The following is a 26351-nucleotide window of genomic DNA, read 5'->3' on the forward strand; positions in this document are numbered from 1 at the left end:
ATTCGTGTCTTTACGTGTGCCTATCCAGTCCTTCGACGAGTTTCGTGCGACCTTCATGAAAGCGGTGTTCGCAATGCGACCAATTCGCCAAATCCTTCCCAAATCAGTTGCCACCGAAGTAGATTCGCCAATTCTTCCGGATGTGAAAACAGTCGGTCTTGCGCCATGCGAGACCACGGACGACAGCGTTGTCAACTGCGCGGTTTACCGCGACGGCGTGAAGATGTCGTCCCAACCCACCCTCGCTGCGACGCTGGCGGCGATGCCAACCGAGCCGCAGCCAGGAACCATGGCTTGGATCGGGCTGCACCGGCCCTCCGAGGCGCACCTACGCGCCGCGGCCGAACAGTTCGGGCTGCACGAACTCGCGGTCGAAGATGCGATCCAAGCCCACCAGCGCCCGAAGCTCGAACGCTACGGGCACACCCTCTTCGTGGTGCTACGCGCGGCGCGCTACGTCGACGACACGGAAGAAGTCGAGTTCGGAGAACTGCATCTTTTCGTCGGTCCGGGGTTCGTCGTGACCGTCCGCCACGGGCCGAGCCCGGACCTATCGGCTGTTCGTCGCCGAATGGAAAGCGACCCTGCATTGCTGAGCCGGGGACCGGAGGCAGTGCTGTACGCCATTCTCGACACCGTCGTCGACGGCTACGCACCCGTGGTTGCCGGCCTGGAGAACGACATCGACGAAATCGAAACCGAAGTGTTTCGGGGTGACCCGGACGTCTCACGTCGAATCTATGAACTGTCCCGCGAGGTGATCGAGTTCCAGCGTGCAGCTCGTCCATTGCCGAAGATGCTCGACGCGCTGTCGGCAGGGTTCGCCAAGTACGGCACCGACCTGGAGTCGCAGCGATACCTACGTGATATCGGCGACCACGTTGCCGGCGTCGTCGAGCATGCAGACAGCTTCCGTCAACTGCTCGACCGCATCCTCACAGTCAATGCCACCCTGGTCGCCCAGGTCCAGAACGAGGAAATCCGGCACCTCACCCGCGCCAGCTACGACCAGAACGAGGAGATCAAGAAAGTCTCGGCGTGGGCCGCGATCTTGTTTGCCCCGACCCTGATCGGCACCGTCTATGGAATGAACTTCGACGATATGCCCGAACTGAACTGGGAGTGGGGTTACCCCATGGCGCTGCTGATGATGCTGGGAACCTGCCTTGGGTTGTGGGGCATTTTCCGCCGTGTCGGCTGGCTCTAGGCGGTACGAAGGTCGTTCGCGCAATTACGCGCGAACGGTCAGGCCGACCTTCTGGAACTCCTTGAGATCGGAGTAGCCGGTCTTCGCCAGCGCGCGACGCAGTCCGCCGACCAGGTTCAGCGATCCGAACGGATCGTTGGAGGGTCCGACCAGCACTGTCTCCAGGCTCGGCCGCTGGACCGAGGACGCGACGGGCAGCAACGCGCCACGCGGCATCGAGGGGTGGGCGGCGGCAGACGGCCAATACCAGCCCGCGCCAGGCGATTCCGCCGCAACAGCGAGCGGAACACCGAGCATCGCAGCATCCGCGCCACAGGCGATCGCTTTCGCGAGCTGACCCGACGTCGCGATGTCACCGTCGGCGATCACATGGACGTATCGACCACCGGTCTCGTCCAGGTAATCGCGACGAGCGGCAGCAGCATCGGCGATAGCGGTCGCCATCGGGACCCCGATACCGAGCACCTCGCCGGTTGTGGTCGCACCTTCGAACGAGCCGTAGCCGACGATCACACCTGCGGCACCGGTTCGCATCAGATGCAACGCCGTGCGGTGGTCGCTGACGCCGCCTGCAACAACCGGAACGTCGAGTTCGGCGATGAAGGTCTTGAGGTTGAGCGGCTCGTCGCCACCGGGTCCGACGTGCTCGGCAGAGATGATCGTGCCGTGCACGACGAGCAGATCGATACCGGCTTTGATCAGCGCGGGGGTCAGCGCACGGGCGTTCTGCGGGCTGACCCGAACCGCTGTCGTCACGCCTGCTTCACGAACCTGCGCGATGGCAGCCGCGAGCAGGTCGGGCTGCAAGGGCGCACTGTGCAGCTTCTGCAGCAGTGTGATCGACGCATCGACGTCGTCGTCGGACTCGGCGACGTGGATCAGCTCTTCCAGCTTGGCGTCGACATCCGCGTGCCGCGCCCACAGGCCTTCACCGTTGAGGATGCCGAGACCACCGAGCTTGCCGAGCGCAATGGCGCTCGCAGGCGACATCAACGCATCGGTCGGATGCGCAAGAATCGGGATTTCGAATCGGTAGGCGTCGAGCTGCCACGCCGTCGACGCCTGCTTGGACGACCGCGTCCGTCGCGACGGAACGATGTCTACGTCATCCAATTCGTAGGTACGACGGGCTGTTCTGCCCATGCCGATCTCGACGAGGTCGCGCACACGCGTCCCTTCCATGAGGAATATGGGGTGGAAATAGTTGAATTGAAGTTAGCGCTAGCGAGCTGAGTAATTGGGCGCTTCGACGGTCATCGTGATGTCGTGTGGATGACTTTCCTTCAGCCCTGCCGCTGTGATCTGCACGAACTGGGCATTCTGCAGGTCGGCGATGGTCGTCGAACCCGTGTAGCCCATGGCTGCGCGCAGGCCACCGGTCAGCTGATGGATGACCTGGGTGAGCGGTCCGCGGAAAGGAACCCGGCCTTCGATGCCTTCGGGGACGAGCTTGTCCTCGGCGAGTACGTCGTCCTGGAAATAACGATCCTTAGAGTACGACTTGGCCTGGCCGCCCTGGCCGCGTCCCTGCATCGCGCCGAGCGAGCCCATTCCGCGGTAGCTCTTGTACTGCTTGCCGCCGACCAGGATCAGCTCACCTGGCGACTCGGCGGTCCCGGCGAGCAAGGATCCCAGCATGGCCGTCGACGCACCTGCGGCGAGCGCCTTCGCGATGTCGCCGGAGAACTGCAGACCACCGTCCGCGATCACCGGAACGCCCGCGGGTTTGCACGCGGCGACCGCTTCGAGAATTGCCGTGATCTGCGGGGCGCCGACACCGGCAACGACACGCGTCGTGCAGATGGAACCCGGCCCGACGCCGACCTTCACCGCGTCGGCTCCAGCTTCGACGAGGGCTAGTGCACCCGCACGCGTTGCAACGTTGCCGCCGATGATCTGGACGCGATCGCCGACCTCGGCCTTGACCTTGCTGACCATTTCGAGGACCTGCACCTGATGGCCGTGTGCGGTGTCGACGACGATGACGTCGACCCCCGCGTCGACCAAGGTCATCGCACGCGACCAGGAATCTTCCCCGACACCGACCGCGGCACCGACGAGTAGACGCCCGTCCCGGTCTTTCGTCGCGTACGGATGCTGCTCTGTCTTGACGAAATCCTTCACGGTGATGAGTCCGGTCAGATGGCCTTTGCCGTCGACGATCGGAAGCTTCTCGATCTTGTGTCGACGCAGCAGGCCGAGCGCGGCTTCCGCGGTGACACCCTCACGCGCGGTGATCAGCGGTGCCTTGGTCATGACCTCGGCGACCTGGCGACTCTGGTCGACTTCGAATCGCATGTCGCGATTGGTGATAATCCCCACAAGGCTGCCCGTCTCGTCCGTGACCGGCAGTCCCGAGATACGAAAGCGGGCGCACAGCGCGTCGACTTCGGCGAGTGTGTCGTTCGGCTTGCAGGTGACCGGATCGGTGACCATGCCGGCTTCGGACCGCTTGACGGTCTCGGCCTGCGACGCCTGATCGCGAACCGAAAGGTTGCGATGCAGAACACCCATGCCACCGGCTCGCGCCATGGCGATCGCCATTCGCGCCTCGGTGACAGTGTCCATCGCCGAGCTCACGAGCGGAACTCGCAGCGTGATTTCCCTGGTCAGCTGGCTGGACGTATCGACCGCGCTCGGAATGAGATCCGATGCTGCCGGCAGCAGGAGCACGTCGTCGAAGGTCAGGCCGAGCATCGCGATCTTGTTCGGATCGTCGCCACCCGTGCGAACCTGCGCTCCACCTACCGGACTTGTCATTCGAATCTGGCCCTCCTGGGCTGGGTAGTGCGACGGCACAGCGCGTGCTTCGGACCGTTTCGGCTCGAGGTTCGAGCGCATCGACTGTGCGGGGTTTGGGGTTCAAGGTCTGGGTGTAGAAGATTATTCCCCAGGTTGTTCTGCCATGGTATCGGCTCTACGGATGCGACGCGTCCACCCGACGGCTGGCGCAGACCCGCAGGTTCTGCGTACCGTTGTGTTGTGCGAGACCAACTGCCTCCAGGCCTGCCGCCGGACCCGTTCGCGGGTGACCCTGCTGATCCCTCGGCTGCACTCGACGAAATCGAGCCCGGCCAACCGCTCGATCCCGCCGAGCGCCTCGCTGTCGAGGAGGACCTAGCCGACCTCGCTGTGTACGAGGCGCTGCTCGGCCACCGCGGTATCCGCGGCCTCGTCGTGTGCTGCGAGGACTGTAAACAGGATCACTATCACGACTGGGACATGTTGCGAGCCAACCTGCTCCAGCTGCTGGTCGACGGCACTGTGCGGCCACACGAACCCGCCTACGACCCCATGCCGGAGTCCTACGTCACCTGGGACTACTGCCGCGGCTACGCGGACGCATCCATGAACGAGGCGCTGCACGGCGATGGCGGCTTCGATACCTGACGCACCCAACCACATACGCACAACGCAAAGGCCCGGCGAGATTCTCGCCGGGCCTTCGTCTTGTTACGAGCACTGTTCCAGTACGCGAGCTATCGCGGTTCGGTCGCCGTTGTCGTCTCGACGGGCTGTTGCGTAGCGGGCGGTTCGACAACGGGCGGCTGCGTCACCGGCGGCTCAATGACCGGCGGTTCCGTCACCGGCGGTTCCGTAACAGGGGGCTCCGTCACCGGCGGCTCGGTGACCGGCGGTTCGGTAACCGGAGGCTCGGTGACCGGATCGGTAGTCGTATCCAGGATCGTCGGATCGGTCGTCGTCGGCGCACTAGTGTCGGGGCTCACCTGCGGGTCCGGGATCAGGACCTGCGACGTCGGGTCAGGGCTCGACGGCGTATCGGTGGTGGGAGCACTCGAAGTCGTCGACGGCGGAGTCACCGGGAGCAATTTCTCGACCTCTTTGGTCAGTTTTTCCCACATCGCGATGAGATCGTCGCGCTTGGCCGAATCGTCGACGTCGTCGGCTCGATCCACTGCACGATCCAACCGAGCCTTGGCCTCCTGCGGATTGCCTTCGGCGATGTAACGCTGCGCCTCTTGCAGGTCGGACGTCGTATCGATGTTGGCGACGGTCGAATCGGCCTGATCGCTGAATACAACTTCCTTGACTTTCCACAGTGGATCGCCGGGCTCCGCGTTGTAGGACATGGCCGTCATACCGCCGACTACCAGGGCAATCGCCGCTGCGGCACCGATGATCGGGCGGACCAACCTGAGCCGGCCGCTGGCGTTGACCCGCGCGTTGCGAGCACCGATCTCCTGATTGACAGCTGCGAAAACTTCGTCGAGATCGGGGGCCGCGGGAAGTGGGGGGCTGGTGATCTCGGCTCGCCAACTCGCGAGCAACGTGGCAATCTCGTATTCGTCCGGGCTGTCCGTGGCAACGGGCCCGTCACTGGCAATTGCGTCGATCAGTTCGTCGTCGCGCCGGACCGCTGCGATGTCGATAGGCCCGGTGTCTGCGACGGAACCGTCGCCGGGATTGCCGTGCTGCGAACCCGCGCCGAAGCGGCCGCGCCTGCTATCCCTAGCCATACATCTCACCTGCCTTTGCCACTTGAGTCTTCAGTTTTGCTATCGCTCGGTGCTGAGCGACACGCACAGCCCCTGCCGTACTGCCCACGGCGGCGGCCGTTTCTTCTGCCGAAAGTCCTACAACGAGCCGGAGAATCAGGATCTCTCTGTGCTTGTCCGGAAGTGTTGCCAGCAGAGTGTTCATCTGCCGACTAGCTTCGGAATCGAGAGCCTGCTGCTCCGGGCCTTGGTCGGTGGAAATTACATCCGGTACCTCGGCCATCGGGTCCGCTTTGTTACGCGAAGCGTTCCGGTGTGCGTCGGCGACCTTGTGCGACGCAATTCCGTATACGAACGCCATGAAGGGCCTGCCCTGGTCTTGATACCTCGGCAAAGCTGTCATCACGGCGAGGCATACCTCCTGCGCCACGTCATCTGCAGAGAGCTGTCCGCGCTCCGCAGATCCGACTCTCGCTCTGCAGTAGCGCACAACGAGGGGTCGAACAATCTCTAGGACCTGAGCTAGAGCTGATCTGTCGCCCTGCCCTGCGGCAGCTACGGCGGAGTCCAACTCCTCACCCGTATTAGTCATCGTCAGAGATTTTCCCGGCGTTACAGTGGCACTTTTCGGAGGGCACATTTCCCGACCGGTCGTGCTTCCGCTGAAAGGCAGAACACTATTAACAATAGCTACCGGAAGGTCGGCCGCTGCCAACAACACTGCCGGTAGAAGTCAGGTCTTGCGAAACCTTCCACCCCGCAGTTCTATTGTCTGCGCAGTTTCGATTACCAAAACAGCGGCCGCGGTGTCGTCTGCGATTGCAGAGCGCAGCATCGCTGCCGCCCACAGCAGAGGCAGTAGTCCGTTGTCGCGGCAGTCCGACACCACCGCAGCGGAAAGTGCCTGCGCGGCCGTTAGGTCGTCGTCGCAACACAGCGCCGCCGCAAGGATCAAGCGGGACTTCACGACGTGGCGTACCGACGCACTCACCTGTGCCGCCGCGAAGGCAAGGTCGGCAGCTGTGCGCGCGGTAGATGCGTCACCTGCAGCGAGTGCCAGCTCGGCGCGCACCCAGTTCAAGCGGATGTGCTGGCGCCACAGTGCTTGCGGAGCGGCCACCCCGGTCGCTTCGGTCGCGCCGGTCGCTGCGGTGAGCAACGTCTCGCAACGCCGAAGCAACGAATGACCGAGCGCAAGCCTGCCTACTCCGAGCGCGTCTGCTGCTAGGCCGGTCAACGCATCGCATCGGGCGGCGACCGCGTCGATCGAGGTCCCGTCGCCTGCAGCGGCGAGCGCGGCACCGTCGAATGCGGCAGCACGCGCATGCCAACCGAGTTGACGTAGCAGCGAGGCCTCCGTACTCGCCGCGAACGATCGGAGTGCGCTGTTCGGCCGCTCCGACCGGCCGAGCAGATCCAGCTCGGCGCGTGCGCGGGCGAAGTGCCCCTGCCCGCCGAGAACGACCGCCCTGTGCCACCTGTCGCGACCGCTGCGAGCCGGACGTAGATGTGCCAGGCCCGGATTCGCGCCGAACGCAGCGTCGCGCAACGGGTCGAAAATGGCACCGTCTGCGGCGCTGTCGGCTGGCACCGAACCACCCTAGAGGCAGACGACGAAACGCCGCGGCAGCTACTGCCGCGACGCTTCGCCTCACCTGTATTCGCTGGCCGGAATTGCCGACTAGACGGGGCAGTGGACCGTGTAGGTCCACACTGTTCCGCTCGGTCCGGTTACCCGCACCGCTACCGACGAGGCGCTGCCTGCCGGAACATCGACTCTGATCGAGCCGTACTGCGTGCCCTTCTGTCCGCCGACGTATCCCGTGTTGGCGATCGGCACACCCTGGTAGAGCACAACTATTTCGTCCGGAATGTCTTCGGTATCCCAGGACAGGTCGAATGACGTCGGCCCGGTTCGTCCGATCGTGTGCGTCGTCGTCGTGACGCCCTCTTCGCCCGATTTGGTGGACTGGTTGCACGACTGCGTCGCTCCTGGACCACTGCTGCTGCCGCCGGAAAGGATGCCGCTTCCGGTACCGAGGACGCTGCTGCCGCCGTCGAGGAGTCTGCCGAAGCAGCTTCCGACGTCCTGCACGCAACCGTTGATTATGCTGCTGCCGCCATCGATCACAGCGCTGCCGGTGTCGCCGATCGGAGCCGCGTCTCCTACCGGTTCCGCCGCCGCAACGGCGGGCGAAAAGAGTGCGGCCGTCGCCAGTATTGCGGCAACTGCAGCCATTCTTCGTATTCCGGTTTCAGTTTTACGATTTGTACTCAACGCAATTCCCCCTCGGTTACTTCGTGGTCGCTATTTCCCATGAAATCGATCTTTCACCCGAACGGTTCACCCAGCTATCCACCATTCGCACGACAGGTGAGCAATGGGCTGCGAACGAATTACGAAGCGCGTGCAGGGGGTCGCGCCGACGGTTCGGCCCCACCGGGAGGTTCCCCGCCCAGGTTGCGCACCGGCCGACGCGACTCGGTCCGGTCCGCCTGGTTGCAGATCGCTCGGCGCAATATTTCCAATCATCGAGAATTGTTTCGTTCTCGTTAAACTCGACCCCGACCGTTTGTTGCAGAAACTCGCCGTGGCACGGAAGTGCAACCGAATTGTCGGTTTCGCGCGAGCGAGCAACGGCGCGGAGCGCGCACAACACGCTTGCCGACGTAGCCAGGAAGTTGCCGTCGGCAGCTCGGCTCGCAACGCCGTTCATGCCTTCGCAAAACGCCCTGAGCTGGGCCTATACGGGAACTGACGCATCGGCTACGGCCGTCGAGATAGGCCGCAGCAGCAGGCGGTCGGCAGCGCGGAGAGGCTTTCGGCAACCACGGAAGTGCGCCGATGTAAACCGTTTTCAGGTTAATTCTCGACTATCGGTATATGGAAATTCCCACCACGCAGAACTATTGACGTAATTTCGCGCCTGGCCCTAACGTTTGCGGAACGTCACCGGATTCCACCACGACGATGTGGATCAGGTCGGTGACGCATCGAATGGTCTCGGGTCGAACCCGAGTCTCGCCGAACGCTCGACGACTCCGACGAGCTCACACAAGGAGTTCACGTGCCACAGCCGACGCACCTACCCGGCCCGAACGCAGACATCTGGGATTGGCAGATGCGCGGACTCTGCCGCGGAGTCGATTCATCGGTATTTTTCCATCCGGACGGCGAACGTGGCCGCGCTCGGTCGCAGCGTGAAATGCGTGCCAAAGAGATCTGCAAGCAGTGCCCGGTTCTCGCACAGTGCCGTAGTCACGCGCTCAACGTCGCCGAGCCGTACGGAATCTGGGGCGGAATGTCGGAGACCGAGCGCGAGCTGCATGCCCGCCGGGTCCGGCGCCGGATGGCCGGCTGACGCCTGTCGCGTCAACCTTTTTTCTATCCGGAACCGATCGAACGGCGATTGCTGTAAACGCACTGCCGCCAGGGCGCTAACGTAGACCTCAATGATGTCGATCGGATCACTGTGAGCCAGCGCCCAGGTCAGCGCGTGGAATCGAACTCCGGCGCCGCGTGCGCAACGGACCTCGGAAAGGTTGTCTCGGCGCGTGAAGCCGAAGCAGCCGCCCTCGGTACTCTGCTGGTGCGGACCGCAGCGAAAGACCAAGCTGCGTTCGCCGAGCTCTACGACCGGACGAGCGCACGCATCTACGGGATGACTCTGCGCGTTCTGCGGGACTCGGGCTTTTCCGAGGAGACGACGCAGGAGGTCTACCTGCAGGTCTGGCGAACGGCAAGCAGCTTCGATCCAGCAAAGGGTTCCGCACTGTCGTGGTTGATGACGCTCGCGCACCGACGCGCGGTCGATCGAGTCAGATCGGAGCAGTCGAGTACGGACCGCGAGCTCGTCTACGAGACCCGCAACCAGTCCGACGAGTTCGATCAGGTGACCGAAGCGGTGCTAGATCGCATCGAGCAGCAGGCCGTCCTGCAGTGCCTCGACACGCTCACGACAATGCAGCGTGAATCTGTCGCGCTTGCGTATTACGGTGGACGTACGTATCGCGAGGTGGCTGCTCACCTCGGGGTAGCCGTGCCAACAATCAAATCTCGAATCCGCGACGGGTTGATTCGACTCAGAGGATGTCTGGGGGTCGGATGATGGACGACAGGTTCATCGACCTTGCGCACGCCTATGCGCTCGACAGCCTCGACACCGAAGAACACGCCGCTGTCGCAGAACTGCTGAGCGGCCCGGCATCGGACCTACGCTCGGAGTTCGAGGCAACTGTCAGGCAAACCCGCGAGACGCTGGCATCGATCAGCTCGACAACGGCAACCGCGCCCCCGGCAGAGCTACGTTCGCGATTGCTCGACCTCGTCGCGGCCGATGCCGTCACTTCAGCGCCGCCCCAGCCGCCCCGGCCGTCCGAGCCATCCCAACCATCCGAGTCGACCCCGCAGACCGACTCCGACACCAATGTCGTTGCGATGCCGCTCGCTCGGCACCGGCGCACTGATACATCGCGCTGGCGCACTATCGCCGTTGCTGCCGCCGCAGCTGTCGCCCTGCTCGTCGGTGGTGCGGTGGCCGGTTACACGTTGCGCGGATCGGATCAGACCCCGTCGACGACCGAGGACGTGCTCGCTGCATCGGACGCCTACTCGGCGAGCGTCGCGTTGACCGTCGGTGGTACCGCAACCGTCGTCTACTCGAAGGAGAACAACGCGGCCGTCGTTCTGCTCGACGACCTGCAGAAGCCTGCACCCAACGCCGCCTATCAGATGTGGCTGGTCGAGGGAACGAACGCGAAGTCGGCCGGTGTCATTGCGCCCGAGGCGGTCGGAACGAGAACTCAGGTGGTCCGTGACATCGGTACCGCGACGACCCTTGCTTTCACGATCGAGCCGAGCGGCGGATCCGATCAGCCGACCTCGACGCCGTTTGCCGCGCTGCCGCTCGCCTGAGCTGTCCTACACCCCGAAGATCGCCAGGTGGAGCAGTCCGGCGAACGCCCCGAGCACCCCGCCGTGCAGAAAGAGTAGCCATTCGTCCTGCTTGATTGCCGACCGAAGTAGCTCGACGAAGTCGTCGGGTCCCATCGCGGACATCTGTTTGGCGATGAACGTCTTGATGTTGCCAGCCTGATGTATGCCGAATTCTTCGTCGGCGTACATCATCGGGACGAAAGCGCTGACCTCGCTCGCCATCGAATCCTTGAGCCGGTCGTAGCTGGACGACCCCATCGCGAATTTCACGGCGACCCTCGCAGGACCCATGGATTTATCGACAGCCGGCCGCAACGTGGTCTCCAACAGCGCTTTCGTGCGATCTGCATTGGCGCCGTGCAGTAGCTCGTGTCCGATGTTCTCCAGGGTCATCACCTTCTCGGCGACCATCGCCGCGTAGAGGACGGTGATCTCGGGTTGGCGTTTGAGCAGCAGCCCTTGGCGCCATGGGCAGTACCACTTCGGGAAAACGGGCTCGAAGATCATCGAGATACCGATGTAGTTGACGACCCAGCCGATGATGATTCCGCCGATGGGGAGTACGTACCATTCGCGCGCTACGAGCTCCAGAAATGCGACGGTCAAGAATCCCATTGGGAATCCGAAATAGAACCCGAAGTTGACCATGAAGCGGAGTTCGCGTTTTCCCATGATCATGAACAGGTCGTTCAGCAACTGCGGGTTCGCGGTGAAATGTTTGATGACCATCAGCTTCACGTCGAGCAATTGATCGATGTTGTCGCCGAACGCGTCCGTCATCTCTTCGACGATTTCCGGTAGCTGCTGTCGGACCCTCGCGTGGACGGCTTCCTTGACCTGCGAAGGCAGATTGCGCCACAGCTGCGGATTCTCGCGTTCGATCAACGTCTCCACGATCGCCCGAATCTCGCTCTGCGCGATGACGGTCATGTGTGCCGCGAGCTTCTCCGGTTCCATCTGCCGGTAGAAGTCGGATACGTTGCCGAGCTTCGACAGCCCCTTGTCCACGGCGAGACTTGCCATCTTGTCCGCCCGCGACGGAATGATGCCCTGCCAGCCGAGACGGCCGTCCTCCCGAAACAGTGGAAGGACCTGCACACGCTTCGGGAGGTAGCGGAACACCATCCGAAGTCCCGGAACCCGGATGCCGTGGAACTCGAGTGGCCGAAACAGCATCAGAACGCCGGTCCAGTTGGTGATGTAGCCGATGACGCCGGTGAACAGCGGGACCGTGATCAGTTCGAGCAATAGCGAGTTGTACTGGTGCAGCACGTCAGCCTCCCCTGGCCTTCTTTCAGCGTCAGGCTGATCGGTCGAAAGACAGCTGACAGCGTCGGCAACCGATGCCATAAGTTAGCACCCACTTTCAAGTTTTTCCTACACCTGGTAGTTTTTTCTTTCATGCGTGTAGGAATTGGCCGTGCACGAAGTCCACGTGCGGCACACCTCGGCCCCGAGCGGCGCCGACCTCAGGTACTCGACGCTGCGCGCGAGATCGCCGTCGAACACGGCATCGCCGAAGTGTCGATGGCCGCCATCGCCGACCGCCTAGGAGTCACCCGACCGGTCGTCTACGCCTGCTACGACGGCCGCAAGGCCCTGCTGACCGCACTCCTCGATCGCGAGGAACGGCTGTTGTTCGAAGGCATCGTCTCGGCGTTTCCCGACAAGCCCAACTTCGACGATCCCGAGCAACTGATCGTCCAAGGATTCGACGTGCTTCTCGGAACCGCTGCGGCACATAGCGATTCATGGAAGATCGTCTTTGCGACGGATACCGATCCAGCATTGGCCGATCGGATCGGGCGCGCCCGCGCGCTCGTCACCGACCAAGCAACCGGGCTCGTCCGATCAGCGCTGACCTCCGCTGGAACGAACGACGTCGAGCGGAAGGTCCCCGTGCTGGTCGAAATCTTCGTCGCGACCGGCGAGGCCGCGGTACGAGCCCTCATGAAATACGGCGACGACTGGACACCCAACGATCTTGCCAAGCTCGTCGGCCGCATGATCTTCAGCGCAGCGGGCTCGGCATGATCGCGAACCACCGCATCGACACTCGGGGAACAGCATGACAATCGCAGCTGCACGGTCGGCCATGGACCAACTCGGTCTCGAACTCGGCGGCCGGGTCCCCGACGGTCTGGCAGCGCTGACCGACGCCGAACTTCAGCAACTCTCCGAGCGAATCAGCCGCGCCAAGCGACGTGAACGTGCGGCCGTCAACCGAGCGAACAGGCGAGCGCTGACCACGTTGCCCTGGTCGTTGCGCGCGCCGTTTCGTGCGGTCGTAGGCCTCGTCCGATGAGCGAGCTACTGGCCAAACGAGCGGAGATCACCAAGCTTGCGCGCCTGCTCGGCTGCGACGAGTGGGACCTCGCCTACCTCGAGCGGACGGACGCGACAACTCTGCGCGAACTACGAGACAGCGCGACCGACGTATTGATCGTCGACCAGCACCCCTCGTTGCGCCGCCTGGCGCGACTGGGGAGATTGTTGCCCGTCGGTATGGCTGCACGGATTGCGGAACGCAGTTTCGATCCACTGATCTGCGCACGGCTGGTGCCGCATCTGGACAACCGGCATGCCGCCGCCCTGGCACGACATCTGTCCCCCCGATTCCTTGCCGCCATATCGGTCGAGCTCGATCCCCGACGCGAAGCAGGCATCATCGATCGATTGCCGCACGACGTCGTCGCCGCCGTCGCCGAGGCACTGGTAGCTCGCGGCGAGATCGTCGCGATGGGACGGTTCGTCGGCTGCCTCGACCTCGAGGCCGTCGTTGCGGCGCTGTCCGTCGTCGATGCGGCCAACCTGGCCCGAATCGCACTCGTCGTCGAAGACCGCAGTTCGATCGCCGAGGTAGCCCGCCGACTATCGGACGAAACACTGTCGGGCATTCTCGCGGCCGCACTCGACGAAGAGTTGTGGCCCGACATACTCGGTTTGATCGACGGTATGGACGATGCGCGCCTTCGCGACCTGGCCGAGTCGGCGGCCGTCGACGGTCTTCTGGAGCTAGCCTGCAGGTGACGTCGCGGAGATCACGCCGGGTTGAATCGCGAATAGTCGCCTAAGGTCCACCGCAGCCCGACGGCCGCGTCGATATCGACGACCTGCTCGACGTCGAAATCGATCATGCGCTGCGCTCCAGGTGTCGCTGCCGCACGTGCAGGATCCCAGTCGACGGCGGCTCGTCCTGAAATATGCAGCGCCCCACCGCTTTCCCAATCGAGGAAGAGAAGTCCGCAGCGCGGGTCGAGCTCGAGGTTCCCGAGCGTCATGTACATAAAATTGCCCGAATAGTCGGGCCACGACAACCGCTGTCCAGCGGTGGCGGTAACGAATCCAGGGTTTCCGCCGCGGTGCGAGACGTCTGCGCCTACGCCGTCCGCACGCGTCGCGATGAAGAACGTGTCCGCTTTGCGGATCTGCGCGCGGTGCGCGTCGGTGAGAACCCTGCTGTGCCGGACCTGTCGTCGACCCGACACCACCTCGGTCGACTCGCGAACCTGAATGTACTTCGGGCAGTTGCCGTATACCTGCTCGGTCCGCACGGTCAGACCCGATTCTTCGCGTACGGCGATGCCGTTCACGCGTATGCGCCGTCTGGTTTCGAGGTCGATCGCAACCATGCCGATGTCACGTTCGTCCTCGAACAGCCCAGCAAGCGGATCCGGCGCTTCGGGCAGACGATCGATCACCAAGGTCCGCTCCCCCGTCGCCCCGACGAATCCCGGTCGGCCGGCAAGCATGGTCGCCCACATCGAGCCATCGTTCGCCGCTGCACCCAACACGACGAACGACCGCTCCGAGAGAAAATCCGCGGCGGCAGGTGAGATGACAGGCGAGGTACGCGCCGAGCCCCAGTCTGCGATTCGAACCCCGACGCGCGCCTGCACGGTCTGCTCGCCGATGTGTTCCGACCTGCTCATCGGTGACCCCTGCTCTAACGCCGAATGCTCCAACTACCGTTAGAAACGGTAGCCAATGCTTCTAATGGTGTCAACCGTCCGATACCATTAGAAGTATGGATGTTGCAGGTGGGGCGCCCCTACTCGGCGAACCGCTCCCGATCGAACTGGCCAACACGGCCTACGCGGTGCGCGGGCAACCACGAGACGGTTTGCAAACGACCGCCCACCTCGCGGCGTGGCTGGGCGAGGTTGCATCGGGCGAGGTTGCATCGAGCGAGATGCGAACCACCCCGACCACGGCCGACCTTGCGACAGCACGCCGACTTCGCGACGCGATCCGAACCATCGCAGCGGCCATCGTTCGCGGCGACCAACCCGACGATGCGGCGGTCGCCATCCTCAACTTATGTGCGGTCAGCACGCGACAGTGGCGCGAGCTACAACTCCGACCCGACCTTCACGTCGTGCCTCGTACTGACGGAACACATTCTGCAGCAGTGCTTTCCCGGATCGCAACCGACGCAATCGAACTGTTCGGCGGGCCGTTGCGCACCGAGCTGCGGGCCTGCGCAGGCCCAGGCTGCGTGCTCTTCTTCCTCAAGGATCGACCGCGCCGCGAATGGTGTTCGCCTGGCTGCGGCAATCGCGCACGTGCTGCGCGGCACTACGCGAGGGCACGCGAATCCGGCCCGACGAGCTGAGCCAGGTCCGCCAACGACCCCCGGGCGTCCGACCTCGAAAGATCCACCGATCCGACCTCATCGGTGCTCCGAATAACTCAGGACAGCAATACTTTTCAGGAGGACTTTATGAGGCTCAGCACATCCCGGACCGCCGTGATCGTCGCAGCCGCGGCTGCGTTGCTGACGGTGTCGGCCTGTAGTTCCGACGACAGTTCGGCTACGTCGGAAACGACGAGCAGTGCTGCCGCCATGACGAGCGCAGCGACGACGAGTGGTGCGGCCGATCCCGCCGCCGATCTCGTCGGGCCCGGATGCGCCGCGTACGCGGAGAGCGTTCCGTCGGGCGCCGGCTCCGTGTCGGGGATGGCGCAGGATCCGGTCGCGACAGCAGCATCCAACAACCCGCTGCTCAAGACACTCGTCGCTGCCGTGTCCGGCCAGCTCAACCCCAAGGTCAACCTGGTCGACACCCTCAATGGCGGTGAGTTCACGGTCTTCGCGCCGGTCGACGACGCCTTCGCCAAAATCGATCCGGCAACCATCGAAACACTGAAGACCGACGATGCCTTGCTCACCAAGATCCTCACCTACCACGTTGTTCCCGGCCGCATCGCGCCGAGCGACATCGCAGGCGAACACACGACGGTCGAAGGCGGATCGGTGAACGTGACCGGCTCGGGCAACGACCTGAAGGTCAATGCGGCAGGTGTCATCTGCGGAGGCGTTTCGACCGCGAACGCAACTGTCTACCTTGTCGATTCGGTCCTGATGCCGCAGTAGTCTCCGCCCGTCCAGTGTGATCGTCAGTGGGCCCGAGGAGCCCAGCAGGAAGGCAAACAAGGTTGTTTCTCGAAGAAGGTGGCCGGTCGTTCGCGACCGCCCCTGGACAGCAACGCCGACGAGGTGCGCATTCGCGCGGCTCGAGTGATTCGGGTTGCCCGACGGACAGCGGAATCGTCCGGTCGGCGAGAGATGCCGAAGCTGCCGACCTGACTGGGCTGCTCGCTCGCACAGCGGAGGGTGACACCGCAGCGTTCGCAGAGTTGTACGACAAAACGAGTTCCCGGGTGTACGGCATGGTTCTCCGAGTCATCCGGGACTCGGGTTTCGCCGAAGAAACTACGCAGGAAGTTTTCCTTCAGGTGTGGCGGACCGCGGACAAGTTCGACCCGACGAAGGGATCGGCAGTGTCATGGCTGATGGTGCTTGCCCAACGTCGGGCAATAGATCGAGTTCGAACCGAGCAGTCGAACAGCGATCGTGAAGTTACCTACGAAGTCAACAACCACCGCGACGAGTTCGACCAGGTGACAGAAGAAGTCTGGCGGCGCATCGAACAGCAGGCAGTGCTCGATTGCCTGGACCGACTGACCGACGCTCAACGTGAAGCCGTAGCGCTCGCTTACTACGGCGGCCTTTCTTACCGCGAAACAGCCGTTTCGCTAGGCGTGGCACTGCCCACAGTGAAATCCCGCATACGGGATGGATTGATAAGACTCAGAGCATGTTTGGGAGTGATCTGAATGAACGAGGAAAACCTCGATCTAGCGAACGCCGTCGCTCTCGGCATTCTCGACGACGACGAGCGCGAAGCACTTGCACGTATCCACGCCGAGCCCGACAGTCGGTTCGAGTTCACCAGTGCGGTGCGGCAGGCACGCGAGATGTTCGCGTTGGTCGCGTTCGTCACGCTGGCAACGCCACCGCCCGCTCTGCGGGACCGGATCATGGCGAAGATTGCCGAGGAGCCACGCGGCCAGGTGCCGCTCGCAGCGCCCATAGATCTTGCGTCACGTCGCACAGGCACGCTGCGGTGGCGATACGCCGTCGGAGCCGCGGCCGCTGCCGTCGCCCTGGTTGTCGGCGGAGCCGCCATCGGAACTCAGCTACGCGGTACCGAGCCGCCGTCGACGACGGAATCGGTACTGGCGGCGAGCGATGCACGGTCGGCGAACGTGGCACTGCCTGTCGGTGGAGCCGCGACGGTGGTCTATTCGCGCGACGAGAACGCGGCGATCGTGCTGCTGAACAATGTCGGACCTCCCGCGCCCGAATCGGTATATCAGCTGTGGCTGCTGACGGATGGGAATGCGACGTCGGCGGGGATCGTCGATCCGGACCGCGCGACCGATTCGATCACCGCAGTCGTCCCGGACGTCGGGTCGGCGTCGACCTTGGCATTCACGGTCGAGCCGGCAGGCGGATCCGCACAGCCGACGACTCCGCCGTTCGCGAAGATCGCACTCGCCTGACCGCCGTTTCGACACAGATCGAGCCGCAACCCCCGAACTGAAGGGGTTGCGGCTCGATGTGTGTCCAGCGCGAGCTCAGTGACCGTGGCTGTGGCCGTGGCCCGCGTCTTCTTCGTGATCTTCCGGCTTCTCGACGATCGCACTCTCTGTCGTGAGAATCATGCGTGCGACGGAAGCCGCGTTGACGACGGCGGATCGGGTGACCCGAACCGGGTCGACAACGCCGTCTGCCAGCAGATCGCCGTAGGTGAGCGTCGCGGCGTTGAAGCCGAAGCTGCCCGACCCCTCTGCGACCTTGCTGATCACGACGGAGCCTTCGGCGCCGGCGTTGGTCGCGATCCAGAACAGCGGAGCCGAGAGTGCCTTGCGCACGACGGCGACACCGAGCGCTTCGTCGCCCGACAACGAATCCTGCAGCGTGGCAAGCTCTTTGGCCGCATGAATCAGTGCCGAACCGCCGCCGGGGACGATGCCTTCAGCGACAGCGGCCTTGGCCGCGCTGACAGCGTCTTCGACGCGGTACTTGCGCTCCTTGAGTGCGGTCTCGGTGGCTGCGCCGACCTTGATGACCGCGACACCGCCCGCGAGCTTCGCAAGACGCTCTTCGAGCTTCTCCCGGTCCCACTCGGAGTCGGTGTTCTCGATCTCGCGACGCAACTGACCGACGCGGGACTCGATCGCCTCGGCTGATCCGCCACCGTCGACGAGGACGGTGTCGTCCTTGCTGACGACGACACGCCGTGCCGACCCGAGGAGGTCGAGATCGGCTTCACGAAGCGCGATGCCGACGTCCGAGGTGATGACCGTGCCGCCGGTGACGACTGCGAGATCGTCGAGGAACGCCTTGCGGCGATCACCGAAGAACGGTGCCTTCACGGCGACGGCCTTGATGGTCTTGCGGATCGCGTTGACGACGAGGGTCGACAGCGCTTCGCCTTCGATGTCCTCGGCGATGATGAGGACCGACTTGCCGCTGGCCGCGATCTTCTCCAGCAAAGGCAGGAAATCGGGCAGCGAGCTGATCTTCTCGCGGTGCAGCAGCACGAGAGCATCTTCGAGCACAGCCTGCTGGGTGTCGACGTCGGTGACGAAGTACGGCGACAGGAATCCCTTGTCGAACTGCACGCCCTCGGTGACGACGAGCTCGGTGGACACCGTGCTCGACTCCTCGATGGTGACTACGCCGTCCTTGCCGACCGTTGTCAGAGCCTTGCCGACCATGGCGCCGATTTCCTCGTCGCGCGAGGAGACGGTCGCTACCTGGGCAATGGCAAGCTCGCCGTCGACCGGAGTTGCCGCGGCAAGGAGTGCCTCGGAGACCTGATCGGCAGCCTTGGCGATGCCCGATCCGACTGCAATCGGGTTCGCGCCGGCTGCGATGTTCTTCAGACCTGCGCGAACGAGGGCCTGCGCAAGCACGGTCGCGGTCGTCGTGCCGTCGCCGGCAACGTCGTTGGTCTTCGTCGCGACGCTCTTGACGAGCTGCGCACCAAGATTTTCGAATGGATCGGAGAGGTCGATCTCGCGGGCGATGGTGACGCCGTCGTTGGTGACCGTCGGTCCGCCGAACGACTTCGCGAGGACGACGTGGCGACCGCGCGGCCCGAGGGTCACTTTGACGGCGTCGGCGAGCTGGTCGACACCCCGTTCGAGAGCACGCCGAGCGTTCTCGTCGAACTCGATGATTTTGGACATTGTGCTTCGTTACTCCTGTTTTCGATCAGGCGTTGTTCGATCAGGCATTGTGAACGCACACCGCCCCGGTTCCGAAGTTCGGCGCCGGGGCGGATGCGAGCTTGTTCTGGGTAAGAACGCTGCTTACTTGGTAACGACTGCCAGCACGTCACGCGCCGAAAGAATCAAGTATTCGGCACCGCCGTACTTGATCTCGGTGCCGCCGTACTTGCTGTAGATGACGGTGTCGCCTTCTTTGACGTCGACCGGGATTCGGTCGCCCTTCTCGGAGACGCGGCCTTCGCCTACAGCGATGACCGTGCCCTCCTGGGGCTTCTCCTTGGCCGTGTCGGGGATGACCAGGCCGGAGGCAGTCGTCGTCTCGGCCTCGTTGGCCTGGACGAGGATCTTGTCCTCGAGCGGCTTGATGTTCACGCTCGCCACGATGAACCCTCCACTTTCAGTGGGTATACGGCCCGAAGCTGTTCCTCGGACCTTCGGAATTTCTGACGTTGATGACCCTTCGCGTGATCCCGTCGTCGCGGGTGCCGGGACCAAGCTCAGCGTCACCTAGCACTCTATACATGCGAGTGCCAGCGCTCAAGGGTGGACTCTGCTTATTCGTCCGTCAGCGGAATCAAACGCGCCGAAACGCCCGCATCGATTTCCTTTGTGATCTTCATTTCTGTAACGTTCAGATAACGGGTGCGGAGGGTAACGTTCCAAGAGCTTTGTTTGCGGCGCGTTTGCGCCGAACCATGACCAACCTTCGCGGGAGGTGAGAAATGCGAACGTCGCTGGGAGTTTCAGCCGGCAGCGAAGTGGTCTGCTCTGCCTTGCTCACCACCACGCCGAACGGCGCACAGACCATCGAATACCGCGTCATCTCCGCCGACGACCAGGCCAATACCGACCTGGGCGATCTCGTCGCGTCCTCTATCGAACTGATGACGACGCAGGTCCTGCAGGACAAGGTCGCACCACGCGGCATCGCCGTCGCCTACCGGTCACGCGAACAAACGCACGCGATCAGGTCAGCGGTCGGTACCCGCCGACGCGATCTCCAACTCGTTCCCGAATCGGCCGCAGCGTTGACCTACCTGCGCAGCACCGGCGAGGTCGCCCAGCACAAGACGATCGCCGTGTTCGATCTCGGCGCGTCCGGCCTCACCGTCACCGTGCTCGATCAGGTCGACGGCACCGTGCTCGAATCGCAGCGCACCACCGACATCAGCGGCAACGCGATCGACGAACTGGTCGCGGGCCACCTGGTGTCCGAGCACTACGCACACGGCGAACGGCCGAGCCGAGCCTCACTGACTGCCAGGGCAAGAGCAGCAAAAGAGCATCTGTCCACCAACGACGCTGTGACCGTCGACCATGTGGACGGTCTGCCCCTCGAGCTGACCCGCGCCGACTTCGAGAAACTCATCGGCATCCTCCTGCACGAGGCTGCGGCCTTCGCAGGCGGAGTATTCGCCGAGGCAGCACACCAACCCGAGATCATCGCGGTCGTCGGCGGCGGTGCCAACATCCCGATCGTCCGTACCGGGCTGGGAGACAAACTCGGCATTCCGGTCCTCGCGATCGACGAACCCGAAGCCGTCATCGCCAAAGGGGCAGCGCTTCTTGCCGATTCGTCGGGCCCACTGAGCTATCCCATCGTCAGCATGGGATCGGACGCGCCTATCGGAACGTTCACCAAGGTCGTCGGTGCACTCGTCGGCGCGTTCGTCGTCGTCGGGCTCGTCATCGGTTACGGCGTGCAGGCCCTGACGCCGACTCCCGACGACGTCAGTGGGGTCTCTCCCGCCGGCACCAGCAACGCCCAGACCACCACGCCGGAGGCGACGGCTGGTCCGAGCATCGCGATGCCGATCGAAACCGAGACCGGCGCAACATTTCCCACCTACGAATCGCAAGGACCCGCCGCGGTGGCAACCGGTACCGAGCGCGGGTACACCTACGAACAGCAGCCGGTGTCGAGCCGTCCCGCAGAATCGTCGACAACCACGACGACGACAACGACTCGGACGCCTGCGCCGACGCTGCGACCCGCGCCGGATCTGCCGTTGATTCCGTGGCCCGAGATCGAGCAGTGGCTACCACGTCCGCCCGAGGGTCCCCCACCGGCAAGCGTCACGGAGCCGAGCACCGAGGAAGCACCGAACACCGATTCGCAGGTGCCTGCACCGACGCAGCCGGAAGCGCAGACCTACGCGCCGCGGGAAAACAGCGAACCGAATCCGCCAGTCGTCACAACGACACCGAGCGATGCGCCGGTGCCACCGCCCGCACGGCTCGGCAGCGGTTCAGCGGGCTAGGCGGTCGCAAGCCGAGCTTCAACGCTTAGGCGAACACCTGGCTCGTCGACACCGACAAGCCAGGATCGGTAGCCGCGGTCAGCTGCGACGGTCCTGCGCCACCCGCGACGACGTGCGCACCCAATGCGGCGATCATCACGCCGTTGTCCGTGCACAGCCGTGGCTTGGGGATCCGCAACGTCAAACCCGCATCGGCACAACGCTGTTCCGCCATCGATCGGATCCGCGAGTTGGCCGTGGCACCCCCACCCAGCACCAGGGTGTCGATTCCTGCGTCGTGTGCAGCCCGGACCGCCTTCATGGTCAGCACGTCGGCAACCGCCTCCTGGAAGCTCGCCGCGATGTCCGGTATCGACAGCGCGGCTCCTGCGCGCTCCTGTGCTTCCACATACCTGGCAACCGCCGTTTTAAGCCCGGAGAACGAGAAGTCGTTGCGCGAATCGCGCGGTCCGGTCATGCCACGCGGAAACGCGATCGCAGACGGATTGCCGTCCTGCGCGGCTGCATCGAGCGCAGGCCCGCCGGGAAAGCCGAGACCGAGGAGGCGAGCGACCTTGTCGAAAGCTTCACCTGCAGCGTCGTCGACCGTGCTGCCGAGTTCGACGATCGGCGCCGACAACTCCGATACCCGCAGCAGGTGGGTGTGCCCACCCGACACCAACAGGGCGACGCAGGGCGGCATCGGACCGTGTTCGAGGGTGTCGACGGCGACGTGGCCACCGAGATGGTTGAGCGCGTAGAACGGCACGTCCCATGCCGCGGCGTACGCCTTCGCGGCAGCAACGCCGACGAGTAGCGCACCGGCAAGACCCGGACCGATCGTGACGGCCAGCGCGTCGGGTTTGGCAACGCCTGCGGCAGCAAGCGCGCGGCGCATCGTCGGAACGATCGCCTCGAGGTGCGCACGTGATGCAACCTCGGGAACGACACCACCGAAGCGGGCGTGTTGGTCGACGCTGGAGGCGACCTCGTCGGCGAGTTGGACGCAGGTACCGTCGTCACGCAACTCGACAATGCCCACTCCTGTTTCGTCACAGGAACTTTCGATGCCCATCACGATCATGAGGGTGCTCCCCCGCCTGCGGGACGACGCATCGTGAACGCATCGGCCCCACTGGGTTGGTAGTAGTTGCGCCGCGTGCCGACCGTGTCGAACCCGTACCTCCGATACAGCGCGATCGCAGGCTCGTTGTCGGTGCGGACCTCCAGAAACACTGGACCACCGTGCTTTTCGGCCTCGACAAGCAAACGATCGAGCAGCAGTGTCCCGACGCCTCGCCGCTGATAGGACGGGTCGACGCCGATCGTGTGGACCTCCGATTCGGGACTGAAACGATTGCCGAGCAACGACACTCCCGCATAACCGACCATCAACGTCACGCCGGATTCGAGCGTGGTTCGCACCGCGAAGTATCTGTTGTGCTTCGCTGCGAGTTCGGCCCGAAACGCACCCGCGCTCCACGGATCGTCGCCGGGAAACAACAACTTCTCCAACTCCGCGCAGCGATCGGCGTCGTCCGGGGTAAGCACATCCAATTCGATCGTCATGTCGCGCGTGCCACCCGTGCGGCGGTCTCGACTGCGTCCGGACGTCGAAGATACAGCGGTACAAGGGTTTCCGGCACAGCTCCGGACCGTACGAGGTCGGCGACCGCACCGACCAGCCCCAACGGCGACGGACTTTCGACAGGCTCGACACGGAGGTCGAAGTAGTCGACGTGTTGCGCGGACCCGGCGATGAGCCTGGCCGATTCGAACTCCAGATCTGCCGGTTTGCACACACCGGGCCCGGCGATCCGCTCACCAGAACGGTAACGCGCCCAATAGATCTCCCGGCGTCGAGCATCGGTGACGACAAGAAGTTCCCGATCCTGCGCCGCCGCTCCGACGTCGACGGCAATTGCGTCGAGGCTGCAGACGCCGTACACGGGAATACCGAGCGCATCACCGAACGCGGCCGCTGTTGCCATCCCGACGCGAAGGCCCGTGAACGGCCCCGGGCCGACTCCGACCACGATCGCGTTCAGGTCGGCCGGCGTGAACCCGGCTTCGTGCAGGCATTCGAGGATGCTCGGTGTCAGGACCTCGGCATGAGCGCGCGGATCGACTGTCACGCGACTCGCGAGCAGGGTCGGAGTTGGGGAAAGGTCCACCAGACCGGCCGTCACGGCCGGGGTCGCGGTGTCGACGGCAAGAACGAGCATGATGCGCCAACGATACGCGGACGTAGATCAGCTCGTCTTCCACTCCCAGGTGACCGTGCGCACTTCCGATTCGGGTTCGCGGCGCAACGCGACGAGCAGGTGCCGTTCGGCGAGATGTTCGACGACCCCCGCACCCCATTCGACGACCACGACAGCATGCTCGAGTTCGGTGTCCAGATCGAGTGCATCGAGGTCGTCGAGCAGGTGGTCGCCGCCACCGAGCCGGTAGGCGTCGACGTGTACCAGCGCGACCGCGCCGTCGTGCGGACCCGCGCGGTGCTGCCTCGCGATGATGAAGGTCGGCGAACTCACCCTGCCGACCACGCCGAGACCTGCCGCTATCCCGCGCGTCAACGCGGTCTTGCCAGCACCGAGCGGACCGTCGAGCACGACCAGATCACCTGCTGCAAGTTCGCCTGCGAGCATCCGACCGAACTCTTCGGTGTCCGCCGTGGTCGGCAGCGTTCGCTCAGCGGGCATGGGTCGGGTCCGATTCGTGAAATTCGAGGGCTCGGTCCAACAGACGTTCGATGGCGTCGTTGACGAGGTCCGGGAATTCGAGGTGCACCATATGGCCCGCACGGTGCACGACGACAAGTTCGCTGTGCGGTAGCGCAGCAGCGAGCCGGCGGGCTCCCGACGTGGGAATGACTAGGTCGGCGTCGCCGGAAAGGACCAACGTCGGTAACGAAGCGAGCACGGGCAACGCGTCGGATTCGTCGTGCAATTCGAGTGCGCGGAGGAACTTCACGATCGTCACGACCGACGTCTCGTCGATCATCTCGTAAGCGAACCTCGCAAGACTCGGGCTCACTTCGGTGCGGAACGACGCCGCATGCAGCACCGGCCACACCAGCGCACGCGCAGCCATGCGGCCGAACTGCACCACGCCCGGCGAGGCACGGACCGCCAGCCTGAAACCGTCTATCGCCGGGCTGCGCAGATTGCGCCCGAGACCGACCTGCGAAAGACCCGCTGCCGTCGTCGAGAGCAGGCCGACACCGATTACCCGGTCGCGGAAGAGGTCCGGCTGTAGTCGGGCTGCGGCAAGCACCGTCATCCCACCCATCGAGTGCCCGACGAGCAGCAGCGGGCCTCGCGGAGCCGTCGCGCGGACGACGCTGACCAGATCCGCACCGAGTTGGTCGATGCTGCAGTGCTCGTCGGGCGGCTGACCCGAGAGCCCGTGTCCACGAAGGTCGAAGAAGACCATTCGAACGTCGGTTCCCCACCGCTGGCTCAGCAGCCGACGCTGCAGATGAAACGAGGTCATCCGATTGCTGAAGCCGTGGATGAAGATCGCCGTCACCGGAGCGTCGGGTGGACCGAATTCTCTGACGGCCAGTTCGATACCGTCGTCGGCGCTGACGACGCTTGCGCGGTCCTCGTCGATCAGTGCGAAGTTCTCGTCGGCGTAGACGTCGTTGTTCTTACGTCGCGCTGCGCGGCGAACCGCTCGACCGCCCGCGACCAAGCCGAGGGCCGCCGCGCTGGCCGCGCCGCCGATCTGTCCCGCCCGGCGCCGCTTCACTCGACAGCTCCGCCAACGTAGTTGCGGACCGCACGACCGCGAATGCCGGTCACCACTTCGTAGTGAATGGTGTTGAGCGTCGTTGCCCAGTCCTGTGCCGTCGGCTCGCCGTTCTTGCCGCTTCCGAACAGCACCGCCTCGTCGCCGGCGGCGACCCCGGCAGCATCGGGACCGAGGTCGACGACAACCTGATCCATGCAGACGCGGCCGATACTCGGCCGCCGCGCGCCGCCGAGCAGTACCTCGAATTTGCCGCCGAGCGCACGTGGCAGCCCGTCCGCGTACCCGATCGGGAGCAGGGCGACCGTCGTGTCGCGTTCGGCGGTCCACTCGTGGCCGTAGGACACACCCTCGCCCGCGGCGACCTCCTTGACCAACGCGACCCGTGCGCGCACGGTCATCGCAGGAATCAGCCCGAAGTCGCCGATGTCGGGCACCGGAGTGAGCCCGTACACCGCGATGCCTGGCCGGACCAGATCGAAGTGCAGGTCGGGGCGGGTCAGCGTGGCCGCGGAGTTCGCGAGATGCACCAAATCCGGCGTCAGTCCGCGGGCCTTCGCAGCGTCGACGGCCTCGATGAAGCGGTCGCGCTGCAGGTCGTTGGTCGGGTTGTGCGGCTCGTCCGCGACAGCGAGGTGGGAAAAGATCGCGCGGAGGCGAACTGTGCCATGGCGAGCGAGCGTCACGAGTTCGTCGAGCAGGTGCGGATACTCGTTCGGCGATGCGCCGTTGCGGTTGAGGCCCGTGTCGACCTTGACCGAGACCGTTGCAGCCTCGCCAACTGCCCTGGCGGCAGCGGCGACAGCACGGAGATGTTCGGTCGACGCCACACCGATCTCGATGTCGGCGCTTACAGCCGAGGTGAAGTCGGCGTCCGGCGTGTTGAGCCAGCACAGTATCGGCGCACCGATCCCGGCCTCGCGCAACGCAACTGCTTCGGCGACCGTCGTCACGCCGATCGCTGTCGCACCGGCGGCAAGCGCGGTCTTCGCGACCTCGTAGGCGCCGTGGTTGTAGGCGTCGGCCTTGACCACGACCAGCACATCGGCACTTCCCGCGTGGGTTCGCAGAATCCCGACGTTGTGGGCAATCGCGTCGAGATCGACTATCGCCTCGACCTGAGGTGAGCGTGCGAGAGGCGAGCTGTCCGGTGTCACAGCGACGATTTT

Annotated in this window: 29 protein-coding genes; 13 read left to right on the forward strand and 16 right to left on the reverse strand. The window is 64.2% G+C overall.

Going from position 1 to position 26351, the window contains the following annotated elements:
- The first annotated feature begins 64 nt into the window (after positions 1 to 64).
- Positions 65 to 1207, forward strand: coding sequence for a magnesium and cobalt transport protein CorA (locus tag JGU71_RS06490; RefSeq protein WP_372433129.1), 1143 nt, complete (start codon positions 65 to 67; stop codon positions 1205 to 1207).
- 24 nt (positions 1208 to 1231) lie between these two features.
- On the opposite strand, the gene JGU71_RS06495 is transcribed toward JGU71_RS06490, so the two are convergent.
- Together JGU71_RS06495 and guaB are read right to left on the reverse strand one after the other, a co-directional pair.
- Positions 1232 to 2374, reverse strand: a complete 1143-nt coding sequence (locus JGU71_RS06495) for a GuaB3 family IMP dehydrogenase-related protein (protein ID WP_199703204.1) — start codon at positions 2372 to 2374, stop codon at positions 1232 to 1234.
- A gap of 54 nt (positions 2375 to 2428) precedes the next feature.
- Positions 2429 to 3967, reverse strand: coding sequence for an IMP dehydrogenase (gene guaB / locus JGU71_RS06500; protein WP_199703205.1), 1539 nt, complete (start codon positions 3965 to 3967; stop codon positions 2429 to 2431).
- Between the two features lie 222 nt (positions 3968 to 4189).
- On the opposite strand from guaB, the gene JGU71_RS06505 reads away from it, so the two are divergent.
- Entirely contained in the window at positions 4190 to 4597 is a 408-nt protein-coding gene (locus tag JGU71_RS06505) for a DUF5319 domain-containing protein (protein ID WP_199703206.1), read from the forward strand.
- A gap of 89 nt (positions 4598 to 4686) precedes the next feature.
- Here the strand turns inward: JGU71_RS06505 and JGU71_RS06510 are convergent, their stop codons facing one another.
- From JGU71_RS06510 to JGU71_RS06525, 4 genes are all read right to left on the reverse strand, one after another.
- Positions 4687 to 5685, reverse strand: a complete 999-nt coding sequence (locus JGU71_RS06510) for an anti-sigma-D factor RsdA (protein ID WP_199703207.1) — start codon at positions 5683 to 5685, stop codon at positions 4687 to 4689.
- A complete protein-coding gene (locus JGU71_RS06515; protein WP_199703208.1) occupies positions 5678 to 6256 on the reverse strand; it encodes a sigma-70 family RNA polymerase sigma factor in 579 nt (192 codons plus the stop codon). Before JGU71_RS06515 ends, JGU71_RS06510 begins: the two co-directional genes overlap by 8 nt.
- Positions 6257 to 6397: 141 nt before the next feature.
- A complete protein-coding gene (locus tag JGU71_RS06520; protein WP_199703209.1) occupies positions 6398 to 7255 on the reverse strand; it encodes a hypothetical protein in 858 nt (285 codons plus the stop codon).
- Between the two features lie 90 nt (positions 7256 to 7345).
- Complete coding sequence (locus JGU71_RS06525) at positions 7346 to 7903, reverse strand: hypothetical protein (RefSeq protein ID WP_199703210.1); 558 nt, start codon at positions 7901 to 7903, stop codon at positions 7346 to 7348.
- Between the two features lie 829 nt (positions 7904 to 8732).
- On the opposite strand from JGU71_RS06525, the gene JGU71_RS06530 reads away from it, so the two are divergent.
- From JGU71_RS06530 to JGU71_RS06540, 3 genes are all read left to right on the forward strand, one after another.
- On the forward strand, positions 8733 to 9026 hold the full coding sequence (locus tag JGU71_RS06530) for a WhiB family transcriptional regulator (protein ID WP_199703211.1): 294 nt from the start codon (positions 8733 to 8735) through the stop codon (positions 9024 to 9026).
- A gap of 135 nt (positions 9027 to 9161) precedes the next feature.
- The gene (locus tag JGU71_RS06535; protein ID WP_199703212.1) at positions 9162 to 9773 is read left to right on the forward strand and encodes a sigma-70 family RNA polymerase sigma factor; all 612 of its coding nucleotides are present in this window, start codon (positions 9162 to 9164) and stop codon (positions 9771 to 9773) included.
- Positions 9770 to 10579 (forward strand): anti-sigma factor, encoded by an 810-nt coding sequence (locus JGU71_RS06540; protein WP_199703213.1) that lies wholly within the window; start codon positions 9770 to 9772, stop codon positions 10577 to 10579. The genes JGU71_RS06535 and JGU71_RS06540 overlap by 4 nt, the downstream gene beginning before the upstream one ends.
- 6 nt (positions 10580 to 10585) lie before the next feature.
- Here JGU71_RS06540 and JGU71_RS06545 read toward each other — a convergent pair whose 3' ends face one another.
- A complete protein-coding gene (locus JGU71_RS06545; protein WP_233528809.1) occupies positions 10586 to 11950 on the reverse strand; it encodes a DUF445 domain-containing protein in 1365 nt (454 codons plus the stop codon).
- 51 nt (positions 11951 to 12001) lie between these two features.
- Between JGU71_RS06545 and JGU71_RS06550 the strand changes: the two genes are divergently transcribed.
- Genes JGU71_RS06550 through JGU71_RS06560 form a run of 3 tightly spaced genes read left to right on the forward strand, consistent with a single transcriptional unit; the run spans position 12002 to position 13630 of the window.
- Entirely contained in the window at positions 12002 to 12634 is a 633-nt protein-coding gene (locus tag JGU71_RS06550) for a TetR/AcrR family transcriptional regulator (protein WP_199703214.1), read from the forward strand.
- Positions 12635 to 12668: 34 nt separating this feature from the next.
- The gene (locus tag JGU71_RS06555; protein ID WP_199703215.1) at positions 12669 to 12905 is read left to right on the forward strand and encodes a hypothetical protein; all 237 of its coding nucleotides are present in this window, start codon (positions 12669 to 12671) and stop codon (positions 12903 to 12905) included.
- The gene (locus JGU71_RS06560; RefSeq protein ID WP_199703216.1) at positions 12902 to 13630 is read left to right on the forward strand and encodes a hypothetical protein; all 729 of its coding nucleotides are present in this window, start codon (positions 12902 to 12904) and stop codon (positions 13628 to 13630) included. The genes JGU71_RS06555 and JGU71_RS06560 overlap by 4 nt, the downstream gene beginning before the upstream one ends.
- Before the next feature lie 11 nt (positions 13631 to 13641).
- On the opposite strand, the gene JGU71_RS06565 is transcribed toward JGU71_RS06560, so the two are convergent.
- Positions 13642 to 14532: a pyridoxamine 5'-phosphate oxidase family protein gene (locus JGU71_RS06565; RefSeq protein WP_199703217.1), complete on the reverse strand. Its 891-nt coding sequence runs from the start codon at positions 14530 to 14532 to the stop codon at positions 13642 to 13644.
- 95 nt (positions 14533 to 14627) lie between these two features.
- On the opposite strand from JGU71_RS06565, the gene JGU71_RS06570 reads away from it, so the two are divergent.
- From JGU71_RS06570 to JGU71_RS06585, 4 genes are all read left to right on the forward strand, one after another.
- A complete protein-coding gene (locus tag JGU71_RS06570) occupies positions 14628 to 15215 on the forward strand; it encodes a CGNR zinc finger domain-containing protein (protein WP_199703218.1) in 588 nt (195 codons plus the stop codon).
- A gap of 108 nt (positions 15216 to 15323) precedes the next feature.
- Positions 15324 to 15977 (forward strand): fasciclin domain-containing protein, encoded by a 654-nt coding sequence (locus tag JGU71_RS06575; RefSeq protein WP_199703219.1) that lies wholly within the window; start codon positions 15324 to 15326, stop codon positions 15975 to 15977.
- Positions 15978 to 16150: 173 nt separating this feature from the next.
- On the forward strand, positions 16151 to 16720 hold the full coding sequence (sigK, locus tag JGU71_RS06580) for an ECF RNA polymerase sigma factor SigK (protein ID WP_199703614.1): 570 nt from the start codon (positions 16151 to 16153) through the stop codon (positions 16718 to 16720).
- The gene (locus JGU71_RS06585) at positions 16721 to 17449 is read left to right on the forward strand and encodes an anti-sigma factor (protein ID WP_199703220.1); all 729 of its coding nucleotides are present in this window, start codon (positions 16721 to 16723) and stop codon (positions 17447 to 17449) included.
- A 75-nt stretch (positions 17450 to 17524) separates the two neighbouring features.
- Here JGU71_RS06585 and groL read toward each other — a convergent pair whose 3' ends face one another.
- Positions 17525 to 19144: a chaperonin GroEL gene (groL, locus tag JGU71_RS06590; RefSeq protein ID WP_199703221.1), complete on the reverse strand. Its 1620-nt coding sequence runs from the start codon at positions 19142 to 19144 to the stop codon at positions 17525 to 17527.
- Between the two features lie 123 nt (positions 19145 to 19267).
- On the reverse strand, positions 19268 to 19567 hold the full coding sequence (groES, locus tag JGU71_RS06595; protein ID WP_199703222.1) for a co-chaperone GroES: 300 nt from the start codon (positions 19565 to 19567) through the stop codon (positions 19268 to 19270).
- 341 nt (positions 19568 to 19908) lie between these two features.
- On the opposite strand from groES, the gene JGU71_RS06600 reads away from it, so the two are divergent.
- Positions 19909 to 21447, forward strand: coding sequence for an Hsp70 family protein (locus tag JGU71_RS06600; RefSeq protein WP_199703223.1), 1539 nt, complete (start codon positions 19909 to 19911; stop codon positions 21445 to 21447).
- A gap of 25 nt (positions 21448 to 21472) precedes the next feature.
- On the opposite strand, the gene tsaD is transcribed toward JGU71_RS06600, so the two are convergent.
- The 6 genes from tsaD to alr are packed head-to-tail and all read right to left on the reverse strand — an operon-like array spanning position 21473 to position 26339.
- The gene (gene tsaD, locus JGU71_RS06605) at positions 21473 to 22510 is read right to left on the reverse strand and encodes a tRNA (adenosine(37)-N6)-threonylcarbamoyltransferase complex transferase subunit TsaD (protein ID WP_199703224.1); all 1038 of its coding nucleotides are present in this window, start codon (positions 22508 to 22510) and stop codon (positions 21473 to 21475) included.
- Positions 22507 to 22995: a ribosomal protein S18-alanine N-acetyltransferase gene (gene rimI / locus JGU71_RS06610; RefSeq protein ID WP_199703225.1), complete on the reverse strand. Its 489-nt coding sequence runs from the start codon at positions 22993 to 22995 to the stop codon at positions 22507 to 22509. Before rimI ends, tsaD begins: the two co-directional genes overlap by 4 nt.
- The gene (gene tsaB, locus JGU71_RS06615) at positions 22992 to 23651 is read right to left on the reverse strand and encodes a tRNA (adenosine(37)-N6)-threonylcarbamoyltransferase complex dimerization subunit type 1 TsaB (protein WP_199703226.1); all 660 of its coding nucleotides are present in this window, start codon (positions 23649 to 23651) and stop codon (positions 22992 to 22994) included. Before tsaB ends, rimI begins: the two co-directional genes overlap by 4 nt.
- A 27-nt stretch (positions 23652 to 23678) precedes the next feature.
- Positions 23679 to 24131 carry a tRNA (adenosine(37)-N6)-threonylcarbamoyltransferase complex ATPase subunit type 1 TsaE gene (gene tsaE, locus JGU71_RS06620; protein ID WP_199703227.1) on the reverse strand — a complete coding sequence of 151 codons (453 nt, stop codon included), beginning with the start codon at positions 24129 to 24131 and terminating at the stop codon, positions 23679 to 23681.
- Positions 24121 to 25182 carry an alpha/beta fold hydrolase gene (locus JGU71_RS06625; protein WP_199703228.1) on the reverse strand — a complete coding sequence of 354 codons (1062 nt, stop codon included), beginning with the start codon at positions 25180 to 25182 and terminating at the stop codon, positions 24121 to 24123. Before JGU71_RS06625 ends, tsaE begins: the two co-directional genes overlap by 11 nt.
- Positions 25179 to 26339, reverse strand: a complete 1161-nt coding sequence (gene alr, locus JGU71_RS06630) for an alanine racemase (protein ID WP_307829533.1) — start codon at positions 26337 to 26339, stop codon at positions 25179 to 25181. Before alr ends, JGU71_RS06625 begins: the two co-directional genes overlap by 4 nt.
- Positions 26340 to 26351: the final 12 nt, after the last annotated feature.

This window comes from Antrihabitans stalagmiti (assembly GCF_016482825.1).
Classification (GTDB): Bacteria; Actinomycetota; Actinomycetes; order Mycobacteriales; family Mycobacteriaceae; genus Antrihabitans; species Antrihabitans stalagmiti.

Coding starts and splice junctions, on each gene's coding strand:
- guaB (WP_199703205.1), bottom strand. CDS start 3,967: ATGACAAGTCCGGTAGGTGGAGCGCAGGTTCGCACGGGTGGCGACGAT.
- JGU71_RS06510 (WP_199703207.1), bottom strand. CDS start 5,685: ATGGCTAGGGATAGCAGGCGCGGCCGCTTCGGCGCGGGTTCGCAGCAC.
- JGU71_RS06515 (WP_199703208.1), bottom strand. CDS start 6,256: ATGACTAATACGGGTGAGGAGTTGGACTCCGCCGTAGCTGCCGCAGGG.
- JGU71_RS06525 (WP_199703210.1), bottom strand. CDS start 7,903: ATGGCTGCAGTTGCCGCAATACTGGCGACGGCCGCACTCTTTTCGCCC.
- JGU71_RS06540 (WP_199703213.1), top strand. CDS start 9,770: ATGATGGACGACAGGTTCATCGACCTTGCGCACGCCTATGCGCTCGAC.
- JGU71_RS06545 (WP_233528809.1), bottom strand. CDS start 11,950: ATGGCATCGGTTGCCGACGCTGTCAGCTGTCTTTCGACCGATCAGCCT.
- JGU71_RS06550 (WP_199703214.1), top strand. CDS start 12,002: ATGCGTGTAGGAATTGGCCGTGCACGAAGTCCACGTGCGGCACACCTC.
- JGU71_RS06555 (WP_199703215.1), top strand. CDS start 12,669: ATGACAATCGCAGCTGCACGGTCGGCCATGGACCAACTCGGTCTCGAA.
- JGU71_RS06560 (WP_199703216.1), top strand. CDS start 12,902: ATGAGCGAGCTACTGGCCAAACGAGCGGAGATCACCAAGCTTGCGCGC.
- JGU71_RS06565 (WP_199703217.1), bottom strand. CDS start 14,532: ATGAGCAGGTCGGAACACATCGGCGAGCAGACCGTGCAGGCGCGCGTC.
- JGU71_RS06570 (WP_199703218.1), top strand. CDS start 14,628: ATGGATGTTGCAGGTGGGGCGCCCCTACTCGGCGAACCGCTCCCGATC.
- JGU71_RS06575 (WP_199703219.1), top strand. CDS start 15,324: ATGAGGCTCAGCACATCCCGGACCGCCGTGATCGTCGCAGCCGCGGCT.
- JGU71_RS06585 (WP_199703220.1), top strand. CDS start 16,721: ATGAACGAGGAAAACCTCGATCTAGCGAACGCCGTCGCTCTCGGCATT.
- groL (WP_199703221.1), bottom strand. CDS start 19,144: ATGTCCAAAATCATCGAGTTCGACGAGAACGCTCGGCGTGCTCTCGAA.
- JGU71_RS06600 (WP_199703223.1), top strand. CDS start 19,909: ATGCGAACGTCGCTGGGAGTTTCAGCCGGCAGCGAAGTGGTCTGCTCT.
- tsaD (WP_199703224.1), bottom strand. CDS start 22,510: ATGATCGTGATGGGCATCGAAAGTTCCTGTGACGAAACAGGAGTGGGC.
- rimI (WP_199703225.1), bottom strand. CDS start 22,995: ATGACGATCGAATTGGATGTGCTTACCCCGGACGACGCCGATCGCTGC.
- tsaB (WP_199703226.1), bottom strand. CDS start 23,651: ATGCTCGTTCTTGCCGTCGACACCGCGACCCCGGCCGTGACGGCCGGT.
- tsaE (WP_199703227.1), bottom strand. CDS start 24,131: ATGCCCGCTGAGCGAACGCTGCCGACCACGGCGGACACCGAAGAGTTC.